This is a genomic window from Enterobacter sp. Acro-832 (genome assembly GCF_011752745.1).
Classification (GTDB): domain Bacteria; phylum Pseudomonadota; class Gammaproteobacteria; order Enterobacterales; family Enterobacteriaceae; genus Enterobacter; species Enterobacter quasiroggenkampii.
The window spans coordinates 68,091-84,805 of record NZ_VWWX01000006.1; the positions used below are offsets into that span (position 1 = coordinate 68,091).

A 16,715-nucleotide genomic window follows, 5' to 3' on the forward strand; every position below is an offset into this window, starting at 1 on the left:
CACATCAAAAGTGGTTTTTTAGCTTATCGTGTCGTGCAATATCATCCTGGCGCTGAATCGCGAAGCAGAGTTTGCCGCCGATCACAGCCGGAGAAATCTGCATAAAAATATTTTGTGAAATCAGTCACAATCCAGAAACAAACTCACCAGAACAAAACGTGACAACAATCACATAAAAGGGTGGATTTTGCTTTTTTTGTCGCCATTGTGTTTTTTTTGTCCGCAGATTTTGTGATTGAGATCACTCCATTGATATCCCTACCCCCTGCCTTTACGTGACACGCATCACACAAATTTTCCCTGTCTGGACAGTTGAACGATTCAGTGCCAGATTTCACAGCATCAGAACAGGGTCCGGCTACCTCTGCCGCCTCATTAACAATAAACCTCGGGCCGCAAGCCTAAGCGTAAACAGAAGAAGGGGTGTTTTATGTCATCCGATTTCAAGATCAAAGTTCAAAGCTTTGGTCGTTTCCTCAGCAACATGGTGATGCCAAATATCGGCGCGTTTATCGCGTGGGGTATCATCACCGCATTGTTCATTCCGACAGGGTGGTTGCCTAACGAAACGCTGGCGAAACTTGTTGGCCCAATGATTACCTATCTCCTGCCGCTGCTCATCGGTTTCACCGGGGGTCGTCTGGTGGGCGGTGACCGTGGTGGCGTCGTGGGTGCTATCACAACCATGGGTGTTATCGTCGGTGCAGATATGCCGATGTTCCTCGGTGCGATGATTGCCGGTCCTCTGGGCGGCTGGGCGATTAAGAAATTCGACGTCTGGGTTGATGGTAAGATCAAATCCGGCTTCGAAATGCTGGTGAACAACTTCTCTGCGGGCATCATCGGGATGATCCTCGCCATTCTGGCGTTCCTCGGCATTGGCCCTGCGGTTGAAGTGCTGTCCAAAATTCTGGCGGCAGGCGTTAACTTCATGGTGGCGCACGAGATGCTGCCGCTGGCGTCTATCTTCGTTGAACCGGCGAAAATCCTGTTCCTTAACAACGCCATCAACCACGGCATCTTCTCGCCGCTGGGTATCCAGCAGTCTCACGATCTCGGCAAGTCTATCTTCTTCCTGATTGAAGCCAACCCGGGTCCAGGTATGGGCGTTCTGCTGGCGTACATCTTCTTTGGCCGTGGCAGCGCTAAACAGTCTGCTGGCGGCGCGGCGATCATCCACTTCCTGGGCGGTATCCACGAAATTTACTTCCCTTACGTGCTGATGAACCCACGTCTGATCCTGGCCGTTATCCTCGGCGGTATGACCGGTGTGTTCACCCTGAGCGTGCTGGGCGGCGGTCTGGTTTCTCCGGCCTCTCCGGGTTCTATCCTGGCGGTACTGGCGATGACGCCAAAAGGCGCTTACTTCGCGAACCTCGCGGCTATCTTTGCGGCAATGGCCGTCTCCTTCGTGGTCTCTTCTATCCTGCTGAAAACCAGCAAAGTGAAAGAAGATGATGACATCGAAGCCGCAACCCGTCGTATGCACGACATGAAAGCCGAATCCAAAGGCGCGACGCCACTGGCAGCCGGTGATGTCTCTAACGACCTGAGCCACGTGCGTAAAATCATCGTTGCCTGCGACGCCGGTATGGGTTCCAGCGCAATGGGTGCAGGCGTGCTGCGTAAGAAAGTGCAGGATGCGGGCCTGACCAACATCTCCGTGACCAACAGCGCCATTAACAGCCTGCCGCCGGATGTTGACCTGGTTATCACGCACCGCGATCTGACCGAACGCGCCATGCGTCAGGTACCACAGGCACAGCACATTTCGCTGACCAACTTCCTCGACAGCGGCCTGTATACCAGCCTGACCGAACGTCTGGTTGCCGCGCAGCGTCACGAAGACAACGAAGTGAAAGTGCGTTCCAGCCTGCAGGACAGCTTTGACGAGAGCAACGCCCACCTGTTTAAGCTGGGTGCGGAAAACATCTTCCTCGGTCGTACCGCGGCCACCAAAGAAGAAGCGATTCGCTTTGCCGGTGAGCAGCTGGTGAAAGGCGGCTACGTTCAGCCTGAATATGTCGACGCGATGCTGGAACGCGAAAAACTGACCCCAACCTACCTGGGCGAATCCATCGCGGTGCCGCACGGTACGGTTGAAGCGAAAGATCGTGTCCTGAAAACCGGCGTCGTATTCTGTCAGTATCCGCAGGGCGTGCGCTTCGGTGAAGAAGAAGACGACATCGCCCGTCTGGTGATTGGTATCGCCGCTCGCAACAACGAGCACATTCAGGTGATTACCAGCCTGACCAACGCGCTGGATGATGAGTCCGTCATTGAGCGTCTGGCCAACACCACCAGCGTTGAAGAAGTTCTGGCTCTGCTTAACAAATAACGGTACTCCTCCCTCTCCCCCCGGGGAGAGGGCTAGGGTGAGGGGAAAACGTTCCTCACCCCAGCCCTCTCGGGTAAAAACATTGATGAAGGTTAACACTATGAAAGCATTACATTTTGGCGCAGGTAATATCGGTCGTGGTTTTATCGGTAAACTGCTGGCAGACGCGGGCATTACCCTGACATTCGCCGATGTGAATCAGGTTGTCCTGGATGCCCTGAATGCCCGTCATAGCTATCAGGTCCATGTGGTCGGTGAAAACGAGCAGGTTGAGACGGTATCTGGCGTCAACGCGGTCAGCAGCATCGGCGACGACGTTATTGACCTTATCGCCAGCGTCGATCTGGTCACCACCGCCGTAGGTCCGGTTGTGCTTGAGCGCATCGCCCCTGCGGTCGCGAAAGGCCTCGCAAAACGTAAAGAGCAGGGTATCGATACCCCGCTGAACATCATCGCCTGTGAAAACATGGTGCGCGGCACCACGCAGCTAAAAGGCCACGTGCTCAACGCTGTGGCAGACGAAGACAAAGCCTGGGTTGAAGCGCACGTGGGTTTTGTGGATTCCGCCGTGGATCGCATCGTTCCGCCTTCCGAATCCGCGACCAACGATCCGCTGGAAGTGACCGTAGAAACCTTCAGCGAGTGGATCGTCGATAAAACCCAGTTTAAAGGCGCGCTGCCGACCATTCCGGGAATGGAATTAACCGATAACCTGATGGCATTTGTCGAACGCAAACTCTTCACGCTGAACACCGGGCATGCTATAACCGCGTACCTCGGAAAATTGGCCGGTCATCAGACCATTCGTGACGCGATCCTCGATGAGAAGATCCGCGCAGTGGTAAAAGGGGCAATGGAAGAGAGCGGCGCGGTGCTGATTAAACGCTACGGTTTCGATGCGGATAAACATGCAGCATACATCCAGAAAATCCTCGGTCGCTTTGAAAACCCTTATCTGAAAGATGACGTTGAGCGCGTGGGCCGCCAGCCGCTGCGTAAGCTGAGCGCGGGCGACCGCCTGATTAAGCCGCTGCTGGGCACGCTGGAATACGGCCTGCCGCATGCCAATCTGGTGAAAGGGATTGCCGCCGCAATGCACTACCGCAGCGAGCAGGACCCGCAGGCGCAGGAACTGGCTCAGCTGATTGATACCCAGGGCGCGCAGGCTGCGCTGGCGCAGATTTCCGGTCTGGACGCCAACAGCGACGTGGTTGTGGAGGCGGTTAACGCATACAACGCAACCAAATGATGCAGAATGCGGCGCAGGTTAGCCTGCGCCCGGATAACAGATTGTCAGATATGCAGGCAATAATGGAACAAACCCAGGCCTTTGAAAATCGTGTGCTTGAGCGTCTGAATGCTGGCAAAACCGTACGAAGTTTCCTGATTGCCGCCGTCGAGCTGTTAACCGAGGCGGTGAATATCCTGGTGCTTCAGGTGTTTCGCAAAGACGACTACGCGGTAAAATATGCTGTAGAACCGTTACTGGACGGAGACGGACCGCTGGGCGATTTATCCGTGCGTCTGAAGCTGATTTATGGTCTTGGCGTGCTGAACCGACAAGAGTATGAAGATGCAGAGCTGCTAATGGCGCTGCGCGAAGAACTCAATCATGACGGTAATGAATACACCTTTACCGACGATGAAATCCTGGGGCCGTTCGGCGAGCTGCACTGCGTCACCGCGCTTCCTCCGGCACCGCAGTTTGATAACAGCGACCCTGAGCTCTACGCGATGCAAAAGCTGCGTTATCAACAGGTTGTCCGTTCCACGATGGTTCTCTCCCTGACTGAGCTGATTTCCCGAATCAGCTTAAAAAAAGCGTTTCAGAAGTAAGCCTGCTCACATTGGTGTATCCTTCCCTGTAAATTCCCCGTTTTCAGAGTTATTTGTCATGAAAGAAGTCGAAAAGAACGAAATTAAACGCCTGAGCGACCGCCTGGATCTCATCCGCCACCAGATGGCGGGCCTGTCACTGGTCGAGTCCGCCGAGAAGTACGCCGAGCTTGAAAAAGAGACCGCGAAGCTGGAAGCGGAGATCGAGCGCCTGCGCGAGGTCAAAGGCCAGAAGCTGAGCAAAGAAGCGCAGAAACTGATGAACATGCCGCACCGCCGTGCGATCACCAAAAAAGAGCAGGCCGACATGGGCAAGCTGAAGAAAAGCGTTCGTGGTCTGGTGGTGGTTCACCCGATGACCGAGCTTGGCCGCGAAATGGGCCTGAAAGAGATGACGGGTTTTTGTAAGACCGCGTTCTGATTTCATGCCGGGTGGCGCTGCGCTTACCCGGCCTACTCTTTTCCCCTTCGCGTGAATTGGTCCAACCAATAGCGCAATCAATCCTCCCCCGGTTCACAATTCCATTATTTCCGCTCACAAAACCATTGCTAGCCCATAACATCTGGTTAACCATTCATTGTCATTAACCCTACAACACAACATTGGCAGGACCACTTTTACACAGACTGTGACGCAGAGATGAGCGGAGACTCACCCGCAGCGCAGGCTGTCTGGTCCCCAGGAGACCTGCATGAGCCTCTGGCAACAAAACTACGACCCGGCCGGCAATATCTGGCTGTCGAGCCTGATCGCATCGCTTCCGATCCTGTTCTTCTTCTTTGCGCTGATTAAGCTCAAACTGAAGGGCTACCTTGCCGCGACGTACACCGTAGCCATCGCCCTGCTGGTGGCGCTGTTCTTCTACAAAATGCCGGTCGATCGCGCGCTGGCCTCCGTCGTCTACGGTTTCTTCTACGGCCTGTGGCCGATTGCGTGGATCATCATCGCGGCGGTCTTTGTCTATAAAATCTCGGTGAAAACCGGGCAGTTCGACATTATCCGCTCGTCGATTCTCTCCATTACGCCGGACCAGCGCCTGCAGATGCTGATTGTCGGCTTCTCCTTTGGGGCGTTTCTGGAAGGCGCGGCAGGCTTTGGCGCACCGGTGGCGATCACCGCCGCGCTGCTGGTGGGCCTGGGCTTTAACCCGCTGTATGCCGCAGGCCTGTGCCTGATTGTGAACACCGCACCGGTGGCGTTTGGTGCAATGGGTATTCCGATTCTGGTTGCGGGCCAGGTGACCGGCCTGGACAGCTTTGAGATTGGCCAGATGGTGGGTCGCCAGCTGCCGTTCCTGACCATTATCGTCCTGTTCTGGATCATGGCGATTATGGACGGCTGGCGCGGCGTGAAGGAGACCTGGCCTGCGGTGATGGTGGCGGGCGGTTCGTTCGCGATTGCCCAGTACCTCAGCTCGAACTTCCTTGGCCCGGAACTGCCGGACATCATCTCTTCGCTGGTTTCCCTGGTCTGCCTGACGCTGTTCCTGAAACGCTGGCAGCCGGTCCGTATTTTCCGCTTCGCCGACATGGGCGCCTCGCAGGTCGATCAAACCCTGGCCCGCACCGGTTACACCGCAGGACAGGTGATTCGCGCCTGGTCGCCGTTCCTGTTCCTGACCGCCACGGTTACGCTGTGGAGCATCCCGCCGTTTAAAGCCCTGTTCGCCCCGGGCGGCGCGCTGTACGACATGGTGATTAACATCTCCGTACCGTTCCTCGACAAGATGGTCGCCCGTATGCCGCCGGTAGTGCACGCCGCCACGCCGTATGCCGCGGTCTATAAATTCGACTGGTTCTCCGCCACCGGGACCGCCATCCTGTTTGCCGCTATTCTTTCCGTGGTGTGGCTGCGCATGAAGCCTGCGGCCGCGGTGCAAACCTTTGCGGCGACCGTTAAAGAGCTGATGCTGCCGATCTACTCCATCGGCATGGTGCTGGCGTTCGCGTTTATCTCGAACTACTCCGGCCTCTCATCAACGCTGGCACTGGCGCTGGCGCATACCAGCCACGCCTTCACCTTCTTCTCGCCGTTTCTCGGCTGGCTGGGGGTGTTCCTGACCGGTTCCGATACCTCGTCTAACGCCCTGTTTGCCGCGCTGCAGGCCACGGCAGCCCAGCAGATTGGCGTGTCGGACGTCCTGCTGGTGGCCGCAAATACCACCGGCGGCGTGACCGGGAAAATGATCTCCCCACAATCCATCGCCATTGCCTGTGCGGCGGTGGGACTGGTCGGTAAAGAGTCGGATCTGTTCCGCTTTACCGTGAAACACAGCCTGATATTCACCTGCATGGTCGGGGTGATCACCACCCTGCAGGCCTATGTCTTAACCTGGATGATCCCATGATAGTGATGCCCAGACGCCTGTCCGACGAGATTGCCTCTCGCGTGCGGGCGCTGATTGAAGAACAACAGCTGGAAGCGGGCATGAAGTTGCCCGCCGAACGCCAGCTCGCCGCCCAGCTTGGCGTGTCGCGCAATTCACTGCGCGAGGCGCTGGCGACGCTGGTCAGCGAAGGGGTGCTGGTAAGCCGTCGCGGCGGCGGCACCTTTGTACGCTGGCAGCATGACGACTGGTCCGAGCAAAACATCGTTCAGCCGCTGAAAACGCTGATGGAGAACGACCCGGACTACAGCTTCGACATCCTTGAAGCGCGTCACGCCATCGAAACCAGTACCGCCTGGCACGCGGCCATGCGGGCAACCGACGCCGACAAAGAGAAACTCATCGCCTGCTTTGAGGCCACGCAAAGCAGCGACCCGGACATCGCCTCCCAGGCGGACGTGCGGTTCCATCTGGCGATTGCCGAGGCGTCGCACAACGTGGTACTGCTGCAAACCATGCGCGGGTTCTTCGACCTGCTGCAATCCTCCGTGAAGCAGAGCCGCCAGCGCATGTATCTGGTTCCGCCGGTGTTTGCCCAGCTGACCGAACAACACGAGGCGGTGCTCAACGCCATTCTGGCCGGTGATGCCGAAGCCGCGCGCAAAGCGATGATGGCGCATCTCGGTTTCGTGCATACCACCATCAAACGATTCGATGAAGACCAGGCCCGACAGGCGCGTATTACCCGTCTGCCTGGCGACAGTGATATTTCCAGGGAGAACAAAGCATGATCATTTCAGCAGCCAGTGACTATCGCGCCGCGGCGCAGCGCATTTTGCCCCCGTTCCTGTTCCACTACATTGACGGCGGGGCGTATGCCGAATACACCCTGCGCCGCAACGTGGAGGATCTGTCGGAGGTGGCTCTGCGCCAGCGCGTGCTGAAGAATATGTCTGACCTGAGCCTTGAGACAAAACTGTTTAACGAAACGCTTTCCATGCCGGTCGCGCTCGCACCTGTCGGTTTATGCGGCATGTACGCCCGTCGCGGTGAAGTGCAGGCCGCCGCCGCCGCAGATGCTAAAGGCATTCCGTTTACCCTTTCCACCGTGTCCGTCTGCCCGATTGAAGAGGTTGCCCCGACCATCAAGCGGCCGATGTGGTTCCAGCTGTACGTCCTGCGCGATCGCGGCTTTATGCGTAACGCGCTGGAGCGCGCCAAAGCGGCGGGCTGCTCCACGCTGGTCTTTACCGTTGATATGCCGACCCCCGGCGCGCGCTACCGCGATGCGCACTCCGGCATGAGCGGCCCAAATGCGGCGCTCCGCCGCTACTGGCAGGCGGTAACGCATCCACAGTGGGCGTGGGACGTTGGCCTGAACGGTCGTCCACACGATCTGGGCAACATCTCGGCGTATCTGGGTAAACCCACCGGGCTGGAGGATTATATCGGCTGGCTGGCGAACAACTTCGATCCGTCCATCTCCTGGAAAGACCTGGAGTGGATCCGCGAATTCTGGGATGGCCCGATGGTGATCAAGGGGATCCTCGACCCGGAAGATGCCCGCGATGCGGTCCGCTTTGGCGCAGACGGGATTGTGGTCTCTAACCACGGCGGACGCCAGCTCGACGGGGTGCTCTCCTCCGCCCGCGCCCTGCCGGCCATTGCCGATGCGGTGAAAGGCGATATCGCCATCCTGGCCGACAGCGGGATCCGCAACGGGCTGGACGTGGTGCGCATGATTGCACTGGGTGCCGACAGCGTGCTGCTGGGACGCGCGTATCTGTACGCCCTGGCGACGGCTGGTCAGGCAGGCGTGGCGAATCTGCTTAACCTGATCGAAAAAGAGATGAAGGTGGCGATGACGCTGACCGGTGCGAAAACCATTAGCGAAATCAGTAAGGATTCCCTGGTGCAGGAGTTAAGCAAATTACCGGCCGCGCTGGCTCCGCTTGCTCAGGGAAACGCGGCCTGAATTCTCACCCACTTTAAATTCTCTTTCTCACGCGTCCGATCTCCCCCTCGGACGCTTTTTTATGCCAAAAATAACATCCAGATAACATATTGGATAAGAAAATTTGACATCCACCTGCCGCCCGCAATTGTATAGACAAGCAAAGACAAGAACACAAAAACAACATCACATCAGAGGGGAGCGTATGACCTATTCAGGTAAGGTGGATATTCAGCAGGTGATCGACGACAGTCGCTTTTCAGGGTTTCACTGGCTACTCATTGTGCTGGGCTTTCTGGTTCTGGCGATCGATGGCTTTGATACGGCGGCAATGGGCTACATCGCGCCCACGCTGTCGGCAGAATGGGGGATCCATAAACAGGATCTGGGGCCGGTGCTGAGCGCGGCGCTGCTGGGGCTGTCGTTGGGCGCGCTGATCGCCGGTCCGGTATCGGACCGGATGGGCCGCAAGCGCGTACTGGTCTTTTCGTGTCTGTTCTTCGGCCTGGCAAGCCTGGGCACGGCCTGGGCGCAAAGCCTCAACACCCTGACGCTGTGGCGCTTTCTGACGGGCCTGGGGCTCGGCGCCGCCATGCCGAATGCCATTACGCTGATCTCCGAGTTTGCCCCCCAGCGCTGCCGCGCCATGGCGATTAATACCATGTACTGCGGCTTCCCTCTGGGTGCGGCGGGCGGCGGCGCGATCTCGTCCTGGCTTATTCCCCACCACGGCTGGCGAAGCGTGCTGCTGACCGGCGCAATTGCGCCGCTGATTTTAACGCTGCTGCTGGCACTGCTGTTGCCGGAGTCGGTGAAGTTTCTGGTGCAGCGCGGGAAAGACGTCATGCAGGTTCGCCGCATTGCCAGCCGGTTCGCCCGCGGTACGCTGGAGGGCGTCACGGGCTTTTTCCTGGCGGAGGAGAAAACCGCGTCTAAAAAGGGGAGCGTGTCGCAGCTGTTTTCGATGCCCCGGCTGCCCGGCACCCTGATGCTATGGGTGACCTACTTTATGGGGCTGGTCATCTACTACGTCCTGCTGAGCTGGATGCCGACGCTGATGCAGGGTATGGGTTATGCGCTGGCGGAGTCCGCCTGGCTCACCTCGCTGTTCACCTTCGGCGGCACGGCCGGCATTCTGCTCGCTGGCTGGATGATGGACCGCTGGGAAGCGCACAAGGTTGTCGCGGGCGGGTTTATCCTGACGATGGGGCTGATCCTGCTACTCGGCATGGAGCATAACCATATCGCCCTGTTTGGCGGGTTGATTTTCCTGATGGGGATCGCGATGAACGGCGCGCAGTCGGGTATGCAGACCCTGGCCGCCACCTTTTATCCCACCGAGTGCCGCGCGACGGGCATCGCCTGGATGCAGGGGATCGGCCGCTTTGGCGGCGTGGCGGGCACCATGACCAGCGCCCAGCTTCTTTCGATGCAGTGGCAGGCAGACAGTATTTTAATGATCCTCAGCGTACCCGCTCTTGTGGCCGCAGCGGCAACCGTCTACAAAATGCTGTACAGCCGCTCGCAGGAACCCGGCGTCGCGTAGGTCCTCTCTTTTCTGCTATCCTGCCCCCGCAATTAAGGGGGCAGCATGCTTAACATCGTTTTATTCGAACCAGAAATTCCGCCGAATACCGGCAATATTATCCGCCTGTGCGCCAACACCGGTTTTCGTCTGCACATCATTGAGCCAATGGGCTTTACGTGGGACGACAAACGTCTGCGCCGCGCGGGGCTGGATTATCATGAATTTACCGCCGTTATTCGCCACCACGATTACGCCGCGTTTCTGGAAGCCGAGCAACCGCAGCGCATTTTCGCCCTGACCACCAAAGGTACGCCAGCGCACAGCGCCGTAAGCTATCAGGAGGGTGACTATCTGATGTTTGGCCCGGAAACCCGCGGCCTGCCGGCCACGATTCTGGATGCCCTGCCCGCTGAGCAGAAAATCCGTATTCCGATGATGCCGGATAGCCGCAGCATGAACCTGTCGAATGCGGTGTCGGTAGTGGTGTATGAAGCATGGCGCCAGCTTGGGTATCCGGGCGCCATTCTCAGACGTTAAATGCCGTCACCATACTCAAACGTATGGTGAATACCGTTGAAGTGCTGATCCATATCCATGGACGGCTTATCGCTGTCTGGCTTACCGACGATGCGCGCCGGTACGCCAGCGGCGGTGGTGTGCGGCGGAACCGGCTGGAGCACCACGGAGCCTGCGCCGATCTTCGCGCCGCGCCCGACTTCGATATTGCCGAGGATTTTGGCACCCGCGCCTATCATCACCCCTTCGCGAATTTTCGGATGGCGATCGCCGCTGGTTTTCCCGGTACCACCCAGGGTAACCGACTGCAGGATCGAGACGTCGTCTTCAATCACGGCCGTTTCCCCGACAACAATCCCGGTGGCGTGGTCGAGCATGATCCCACGGCCAATCTTCGCCGCCGGGTGAATATCAACCTGAAACGTCACGGAAACCTGGTTTTGCAGGAAGATGGCCAGCGCGCGGCGGCCTTCATTCCACAGCCAGTGCCCAATGCGGTACGCCTGCAGAGCGTGGAAGCCTTTCAGGTACAACAGCGGGGTAGAATATTTATCGACCGCCGGGTCACGCGTGCGCACGGCCTGGATATCACAGGCGGCAGAGGCGATCATTTCCGGGTCAGCGGCGTAAGCCTCCTCCACCACCTCACGAATGGCAATCGCGGGCATGATCGAGGACGCCAGCTTGTTGGCGAGCATATAGCTGAGCGCGCTGCCGAGGTTTTCGTGCTTGAGTAGCGTTGCGTGGTAGAAACTGGCCAGCATAGGCTCACAGTCGGCCAGCGCCCGGGCTTCGGCTTTAATGTTGTTCCAGACGATATCCAGTTCTTCACACGGCATTGCTAACTCCAGACGATAGTATAATGACCAGCCAGTTCTGCGCTGGCTGGGTCATTCAGGTGACAACGGTTCCGACTAGTTACTGCTGCGCTCGTCCTTGCGCGCACGACCTAATAAGGTCAATGCTGCCTCGCGCGCATTTTTTCCGCAATACAATACCTGATAAATTTCCTCGGTTATTGGCATTTCGACACCGAAACGGTGCGCCAACTCGCGGACTTCTTTGGTATTGCGGTAGCCTTCAACCACCTGGCCAATCTTCTCCTGCGCGTCTTTCACATCGCTGCCCTGTCCGAGCATCATGCCAAAGCGGCGGTTACGAGACTGGTTGTCGGTACAGGTCAGCACCAGGTCGCCCAGGCCAGCCATCCCCATAAAGGTGGCCGGATCGGCACCCAGCGCTTCGCCCAGGCGGGACATCTCGGTCAGACCGCGGGTGATCAGCGCCGTACGGGCGTTGGCACCAAAACCAATGCCGTCGGACATCCCGGCACCAATCGCAATCACGTTCTTCACCGCCCCACCCAGCTGCACGCCGATAAAATCGGGGTTGCTGTAGACGCGGAAGCTCTTGCCGCAGTGCAGCAATTGCTGGAGATCGTCGGAGAAGGCCTGGTCGGTGGAGGCCAGCGAAATCGCCGTCGGCAGGCCAGCGGCCAGCTCTTTGGCAAAGGTCGGGCCGGAGATGACCGCCAGCGGGATCGCATCACCCAGGGCTTCGCGGGCAACGTCCTGCAGCAGGCGTCCGGTTTCGGCTTCCAGTCCTTTTGTCGCCCAGACAATGCGCGCATCCGGGCGCATCAGCGGCTTAATCTGACGCAGCACGTCGCCAAAGACATGGCTCGGAACCACAATCAGAATGTTGCGGCTGGCCGCCAGCGCGGTCGCAAGGTCGCTTTCAAGGTGCAGGGAGTCAGGGAACGGAACGTCCGGGAGAAACGCGACGTTGCAACGATCGCGCTGCAGCGTGGCGATATGTTTTGGGTCGTGGCCCCACAGGACCACCTCGTGACCATTTCTTGCCAGAGTAATGGCAAGAGCGGTGCCGTATGAGCCGGCACCGATCACAGTCATTGACGCATTAACAGTGCTCATCAGGCATCCTGATGTTGTTCAGCACCTTCGCCAGCCTGCTGCTGCAGATAGTTCATGAACAGCGCATCAAAGTTAACTGGCGCAAGGTTCAGTTGCGGGAATGTACCGCGAGAAACCAGGCTGGTGATGCATTCACGCGCATACGGGAACAGAATGTTCGGGCAGTACGCACCCAGGCAATGCGCCATCTGGTTGCCTTCGATGCCGCCGATAGAGAAGATACCGCCCTGCTGTACTTCACACAGGAATGCAGTTTCTTCGCCCAGAGAGGCGGTAACGGTCACACGCAGCACGACTTCATACACGTCATCTGCCAGCTGGGTAGATGCGGTATCCAGATCAAGTTTAACCTCTGGCTGCCAATCTTTCTGGAAAACGTGTGGCGCATTTGGCGCTTCGAAAGAGACATCTTTGGTGTAGATACGCTGGATCTGGAAAGTCATCTCGGTGTTGTTTTGTTCTGACATGGAAATACCCTTTTTAATTGTCCTAAAGTCTCTTAGCTCAGCAGCGGATCGAGTCCACCACGGGCGTCGAGCGCATACAAGTCATCACAGCCGCCAATGTGCTGCGCATCAATAAAAATCTGTGGAACCGTCGTACGACCACTACGTTGGATCATCTCTTCGCGTTTAATCGCGTCACCGTCGATCGGCAGTTCCTGGAACGTGACGCCTTTACTGTTCAGCAGCGCTTTCGCACGATGGCAGAACGGGCACGTCGCTTTGGTATAGATCTCAATATGGGCCATGACTGAACTCCTTATTTACCGCGCACCAAAGGAAGATTTTCCCCGCTCCAGCCGGAAATACCTTCTTTCAGCACCGTTACGTTTTCGAAGCCTGCTTTATGAAGCGCGCTGGCAGATTCCTGTGCCTGCATGCCGGTCGCATCCACAACGATAATCGGCTGGGCTTTGTGTTTTTCAAGCTCACCGACGTTGTTCGCTTTGATTTCAGCTGGCAACAGGTTGATTGCGCCCGCAATGTGACCTTTGCGGAAATCGTCACGCTGACGCAGATCGACAACGACGGCATCTTCTTTGTTAATCAGACGCGTCGCTTCACCACGGGTGATAACCTTAATCTTAGACGTCAGGCTCTTAAATGTGGTGAACAGCACAGCAGCCAGCAGGCCAATCCACGCGATGCTCAGAACCGGATGGCGGCTAACGAATTGCATAATTTCTTGCATGGAGGGTAACTACTCCCGACTAAGTGATAAAAAAAACCAGGACAGGAGTATACCTGTGCGTTCTGGCAAATACAGCCAGCGACCCTAACCTAATCCATTTTCTGCGGCATGCCACCTAAAAAAATGCCTCAAAATGGTCTGGTCAGCACCTTGCCCCTGCGCTTTCTTTGATCTTCTGCGGCTATTTGATCGATTCAGCTGTAGTAAAATTACGCAAATTTTGACTCTTGAGCATGAGGTTGTCGCAATGTCGGTTTCTAAAAAACCTATGGTACTGGTGATTCTGGATGGCTATGGCTACCGTGAAGACAGCCAGGATAACGCTATTTTCAACGCCAAAACCCCGGTCATGGATGCCCTGTGGGCAAAACGTCCGCATACGCTGATTGACGCGTCTGGCCTGGAAGTGGGCCTGCCGGACCGCCAGATGGGCAACTCCGAAGTCGGTCACGTTAACCTGGGCGCTGGGCGTATTGTGTATCAGGACCTGACGCGTCTGGACGTTGAAATCAAAGAACGCACCTTCTTCTCTAACCCAACGCTGTCTGGCGCGGTTGATAAAGCCGTTGCCGCTGGCAAGGCCGTTCACATTATGGGCCTGCTCTCTGCAGGCGGCGTTCACAGCCACGAAGATCACATCATGGCGATGGTTGAGCTGGCCGCTGAACGCGGTGCGGAAAAAATCTATCTGCACGCCTTCCTGGACGGCCGCGACACGCCACCACGCAGTGCAGAAGGCTCCCTGAAAGCCTTCGAAGACAAATTCGCCGCGCTGGGTAAAGGCCGTGTGGCCTCCATCATTGGTCGTTACTACGCCATGGACCGCGACAACCGCTGGGATCGCGTTGAACAGGCCTATGACCTGCTGACCCTGGCAAAAGGGGAATTCCAGTTCGCGACCGCCGTTGAAGCGCTGGAAGCCGCCTACGCACGTGATGAAAACGACGAATTTGTGAAAGCATCCGTGATCCGTGCTGAAGGCCAGGCCGATGCCGCGATGGAAGACGGCGATGCGCTGATCTTCATGAACTTCCGCGCTGACCGCGCGCGCGAAATCACTCGTGCGTTCGTCAACAGCGACTTCGACGGTTTTGCCCGTAAGAAAGTGGTAAACATCGACTTCATCCAGCTGACCGAATACGCGGCAGACATCAAAGCCCCATGCGCTTACCCACCCGCCTCGCTGGCCAATACCTTCGGTGAGTGGATGGCGAAGAACGACAAAACGCAGCTGCGTATTTCCGAAACGGAAAAATACGCGCACGTGACCTTCTTCTTTAACGGCGGCGTTGAAGAGCCGTTCAAGGGCGAAGAGCGCATTCTGATCAACTCCCCGAAAGTCGCCACTTACGATCTGCAGCCAGAGATGAGCTCTGCAGAATTGACTGAAAAACTGGTTGCGGCCATCGAGAGCGGTAAGTACGACACCATCATCTGTAACTACCCGAACGGCGACATGGTCGGTCATACCGGGGTGATGGAAGCGGCAGTGAAAGCGGTTGAAGCGCTGGACCACTGCGTTGAGCAGGTGGCGAAAGCGGTTGAATCCGTTGGCGGCCAGCTGCTGATCACCGCGGATCACGGTAACGCTGAACAGATGCGCGACCCGGCGACCGGCCAGGCGCACACCGCCCACACCAACCTGCCGGTTCCGCTGATTTATGTGGGTGATAAATCAGTGAAAGCCGTAGAAGGCGGCAAGCTTTCTGACATCGCGCCAACCATGTTGTCGCTGATGGGGATGCCGATCCCTGAAGAGATGACTGGTAAGCCGCTGTTCATCGTGGAATAATCGCTCCCCATGAGGGGAAAGGCGATTTTTTCAATCACATGGGTCGTGAAGCCGCTTAGGTTATCAGTCAGACCTCTGTTTTACGCCAGCGCACTCAGCGCTGGCGTATTGCTGTGCGCCGCATCCGCCCACGCGGATGACCGCGACCAGCTGAAATCCATTCAGGCCGATATCGCCGCCAAAGAGCGTGCGGTACGCCAGCAGCAGCAGCAGCGCGCCGCCCTGCTCGCCCAGCTTAAGCAGCAGGAAGAGGCCATCTCCGCTGCCACGCGTAAACTCCGTGAAACGCAAAACACCCTCGCCCAGCTGAATAAGCAGATCGACGAGATGAACGCGTCGATTGCCAAACTCGAGCGCCAACGCGATGCGCAGGAGCGCAATCTTGCGGCACAGCTTGATGCCGCATTCCGCCAGGGTGAACATACAGGACTCCAGCTGATCCTCAGCGGCGAAGAGAGCCAGCGCGGCCAGCGCCTGCAGGCCTACTTTGGCTATCTGAACCAGGCGCGTCAGGAGACGATCGCGCAGTTGAAGCAGACGCGCGAAGAGGTCTCCACGCAAAAAGCCGAACTGGAAGAGAAGCAGAGCCAGCAGCAGACGCTGCTCTACGATCAGCAGGCCCAGCAGGCGAAGCTCGAGCAGGCGCGCAACGAGCGTAAGAAAACCCTGGCCGGTCTCGAGTCTTCGATTCAGGAAGGGCAGAGCCAGCTGAGCGAAATGCGCGCCAACGAATCCAAACTGCGTAACAGCATCGCCCGTGCGGAAGCCGCGGCGAAAGCGCGCGCCGAAAAAGAGGCTCGCGAGGCGCAGGCCGTTCGCGACAAGCAGCAGGAAGCCTCCCGCAAAGGCACCACCTACAAGCCAAGCGAAAGTGAACGTTCCCTGATGTCGCGTACCGGCGGCCTGGGCTCACCTCGCGGTCAGGCTTTCTGGCCCGTTCGCGGTTCAATTCTGCATCGCTATGGCGAACAGCTGCAGGGTGAGCTACGTTGGAAAGGGATCGTTATCGGTGCGTCTGAAGGTAGCGAAGTGAAAGCGATTGCCGATGGTCGCGTGATTCTGGCCGACTGGCTGCAGGGTTACGGACTGGTGGTGGTGGTCGAACACGGTAAAGGTGATATGAGCCTTTACGGCTACAACCAGAGCGCGCTGGTCAGCGTCGGCACGCAGGTGCGCGCGGGCCAACCCATCGCCCTTGTGGGCAGCAGTGGCGGTCAGGGCCGCCCGTCACTCTATTTCGAAATTCGTCGTCAGGGTCAGGCGGTCAATCCACAGCCGTGGTTGGGAAGATAAGTT

Annotated in this window: 16 protein-coding genes; 11 read left to right on the forward strand and 5 right to left on the reverse strand. The window is 57.5% G+C overall.

Features of this window, described 5'->3' with window-relative positions:
* Positions 1–430: 430 nt before the first annotated feature.
* From F3J31_RS18800 to trmL, 9 genes are all read left to right on the forward strand, one after another.
* On the forward strand, positions 431–2,338 hold the full coding sequence (locus F3J31_RS18800; RefSeq protein ID WP_045907896.1) for a PTS mannitol transporter subunit IICBA: 1,908 nt from the start codon (positions 431–433) through the stop codon (positions 2,336–2,338).
* Positions 2,339–2,438: 100 nt separating this feature from the next.
* A complete protein-coding gene (gene mtlD / locus F3J31_RS18805) occupies positions 2,439–3,587 on the forward strand; it encodes a mannitol-1-phosphate 5-dehydrogenase (RefSeq protein WP_167214688.1) in 1,149 nt (382 codons plus the stop codon).
* Positions 3,584–4,174, forward strand: a complete 591-nt coding sequence (gene mtlR, locus F3J31_RS18810) for a mannitol operon repressor MtlR (protein WP_047071159.1) — start codon at positions 3,584–3,586, stop codon at positions 4,172–4,174. The genes mtlD and mtlR overlap by 4 nt, the downstream gene beginning before the upstream one ends.
* 58 nt (positions 4,175–4,232) lie before the next feature.
* The gene (locus F3J31_RS18815) at positions 4,233–4,595 is read left to right on the forward strand and encodes a YibL family ribosome-associated protein (RefSeq protein ID WP_021242435.1); all 363 of its coding nucleotides are present in this window, start codon (positions 4,233–4,235) and stop codon (positions 4,593–4,595) included.
* 271 nt (positions 4,596–4,866) lie between these two features.
* The gene (lldP, locus tag F3J31_RS18820; RefSeq protein WP_032644436.1) at positions 4,867–6,522 is read left to right on the forward strand and encodes an L-lactate permease; all 1,656 of its coding nucleotides are present in this window, start codon (positions 4,867–4,869) and stop codon (positions 6,520–6,522) included.
* Positions 6,519–7,292 (forward strand): transcriptional regulator LldR, encoded by a 774-nt coding sequence (gene lldR, locus F3J31_RS18825; RefSeq protein ID WP_023294814.1) that lies wholly within the window; start codon positions 6,519–6,521, stop codon positions 7,290–7,292. The genes lldP and lldR overlap by 4 nt, the downstream gene beginning before the upstream one ends.
* Positions 7,289–8,476, forward strand: a complete 1,188-nt coding sequence (gene lldD, locus F3J31_RS18830) for a quinone-dependent L-lactate dehydrogenase (RefSeq protein ID WP_023334042.1) — start codon at positions 7,289–7,291, stop codon at positions 8,474–8,476. The genes lldR and lldD overlap by 4 nt, the downstream gene beginning before the upstream one ends.
* 184 nt (positions 8,477–8,660) lie before the next feature.
* Positions 8,661–10,001 carry an aromatic acid/H+ symport family MFS transporter gene (locus F3J31_RS18835; RefSeq protein ID WP_167214691.1) on the forward strand — a complete coding sequence of 447 codons (1,341 nt, stop codon included), beginning with the start codon at positions 8,661–8,663 and terminating at the stop codon, positions 9,999–10,001.
* A 45-nt stretch (positions 10,002–10,046) separates the two neighbouring features.
* On the forward strand, positions 10,047–10,520 hold the full coding sequence (gene trmL / locus F3J31_RS18840; protein ID WP_167214695.1) for a tRNA (uridine(34)/cytosine(34)/5-carboxymethylaminomethyluridine(34)-2'-O)-methyltransferase TrmL: 474 nt from the start codon (positions 10,047–10,049) through the stop codon (positions 10,518–10,520).
* Here trmL and cysE read toward each other — a convergent pair.
* The 5 genes from cysE to F3J31_RS18865 all read right to left on the reverse strand — a co-directional run bounded on the left by cysE (position 10,517) and on the right by F3J31_RS18865 (position 13,627).
* Complete coding sequence (cysE, locus tag F3J31_RS18845) at positions 10,517–11,338, reverse strand: serine O-acetyltransferase (RefSeq protein ID WP_008502718.1); 822 nt, start codon at positions 11,336–11,338, stop codon at positions 10,517–10,519. The two genes, trmL and cysE, sit on opposite strands and share 4 nt — an antisense overlap.
* 75 nt (positions 11,339–11,413) lie before the next feature.
* Positions 11,414–12,433: an NAD(P)H-dependent glycerol-3-phosphate dehydrogenase gene (gene gpsA / locus F3J31_RS18850; protein ID WP_045907901.1), complete on the reverse strand. Its 1,020-nt coding sequence runs from the start codon at positions 12,431–12,433 to the stop codon at positions 11,414–11,416.
* Positions 12,433–12,900: a protein-export chaperone SecB gene (gene secB / locus F3J31_RS18855; protein WP_003860835.1), complete on the reverse strand. Its 468-nt coding sequence runs from the start codon at positions 12,898–12,900 to the stop codon at positions 12,433–12,435. The genes gpsA and secB overlap by 1 nt, the downstream gene beginning before the upstream one ends.
* 32 nt (positions 12,901–12,932) lie before the next feature.
* Positions 12,933–13,184, reverse strand: a complete 252-nt coding sequence (gene grxC / locus F3J31_RS18860; RefSeq protein WP_008502715.1) for a glutaredoxin 3 — start codon at positions 13,182–13,184, stop codon at positions 12,933–12,935.
* 11 nt (positions 13,185–13,195) lie between these two features.
* On the reverse strand, positions 13,196–13,627 hold the full coding sequence (locus tag F3J31_RS18865; RefSeq protein WP_023309913.1) for a rhodanese-like domain-containing protein: 432 nt from the start codon (positions 13,625–13,627) through the stop codon (positions 13,196–13,198).
* Positions 13,628–13,874: 247 nt separating this feature from the next.
* On the opposite strand from F3J31_RS18865, the gene gpmM reads away from it, so the two are divergent.
* Together gpmM and envC are read left to right on the forward strand one after the other, a co-directional pair.
* Positions 13,875–15,419 (forward strand): 2,3-bisphosphoglycerate-independent phosphoglycerate mutase, encoded by a 1,545-nt coding sequence (gpmM, locus tag F3J31_RS18870; RefSeq protein WP_023345210.1) that lies wholly within the window; start codon positions 13,875–13,877, stop codon positions 15,417–15,419.
* A gap of 33 nt (positions 15,420–15,452) precedes the next feature.
* Positions 15,453–16,712: a murein hydrolase activator EnvC gene (envC, locus tag F3J31_RS18875; protein ID WP_025910576.1), complete on the forward strand. Its 1,260-nt coding sequence runs from the start codon at positions 15,453–15,455 to the stop codon at positions 16,710–16,712.
* Positions 16,713–16,715: the final 3 nt, after the last annotated feature.

Bases quoted from the DNA above. Each gene is read 5' to 3' on its own strand.
- F3J31_RS18800 (WP_045907896.1), top strand. From the start codon at position 431: ATGTCATCCGATTTCAAGATCAAAGTTCAAAGCTTTGGTCGTTTCCTC.
- mtlD (WP_167214688.1), top strand. From the start codon at position 2,439: ATGAAAGCATTACATTTTGGCGCAGGTAATATCGGTCGTGGTTTTATC.
- mtlR (WP_047071159.1), top strand. From the start codon at position 3,584: ATGATGCAGAATGCGGCGCAGGTTAGCCTGCGCCCGGATAACAGATTG.
- F3J31_RS18815 (WP_021242435.1), top strand. From the start codon at position 4,233: ATGAAAGAAGTCGAAAAGAACGAAATTAAACGCCTGAGCGACCGCCTG.
- lldP (WP_032644436.1), top strand. From the start codon at position 4,867: ATGAGCCTCTGGCAACAAAACTACGACCCGGCCGGCAATATCTGGCTG.
- lldR (WP_023294814.1), top strand. From the start codon at position 6,519: ATGATAGTGATGCCCAGACGCCTGTCCGACGAGATTGCCTCTCGCGTG.
- lldD (WP_023334042.1), top strand. From the start codon at position 7,289: ATGATCATTTCAGCAGCCAGTGACTATCGCGCCGCGGCGCAGCGCATT.
- F3J31_RS18835 (WP_167214691.1), top strand. From the start codon at position 8,661: ATGACCTATTCAGGTAAGGTGGATATTCAGCAGGTGATCGACGACAGT.
- trmL (WP_167214695.1), top strand. From the start codon at position 10,047: ATGCTTAACATCGTTTTATTCGAACCAGAAATTCCGCCGAATACCGGC.
- cysE (WP_008502718.1), bottom strand. From the start codon at position 11,338: ATGCCGTGTGAAGAACTGGATATCGTCTGGAACAACATTAAAGCCGAA.
- gpsA (WP_045907901.1), bottom strand. From the start codon at position 12,433: ATGAGCACTGTTAATGCGTCAATGACTGTGATCGGTGCCGGCTCATAC.
- secB (WP_003860835.1), bottom strand. From the start codon at position 12,900: ATGTCAGAACAAAACAACACCGAGATGACTTTCCAGATCCAGCGTATC.
- grxC (WP_008502715.1), bottom strand. From the start codon at position 13,184: ATGGCCCATATTGAGATCTATACCAAAGCGACGTGCCCGTTCTGCCAT.
- F3J31_RS18865 (WP_023309913.1), bottom strand. From the start codon at position 13,627: ATGCAAGAAATTATGCAATTCGTTAGCCGCCATCCGGTTCTGAGCATC.
- gpmM (WP_023345210.1), top strand. From the start codon at position 13,875: ATGTCGGTTTCTAAAAAACCTATGGTACTGGTGATTCTGGATGGCTAT.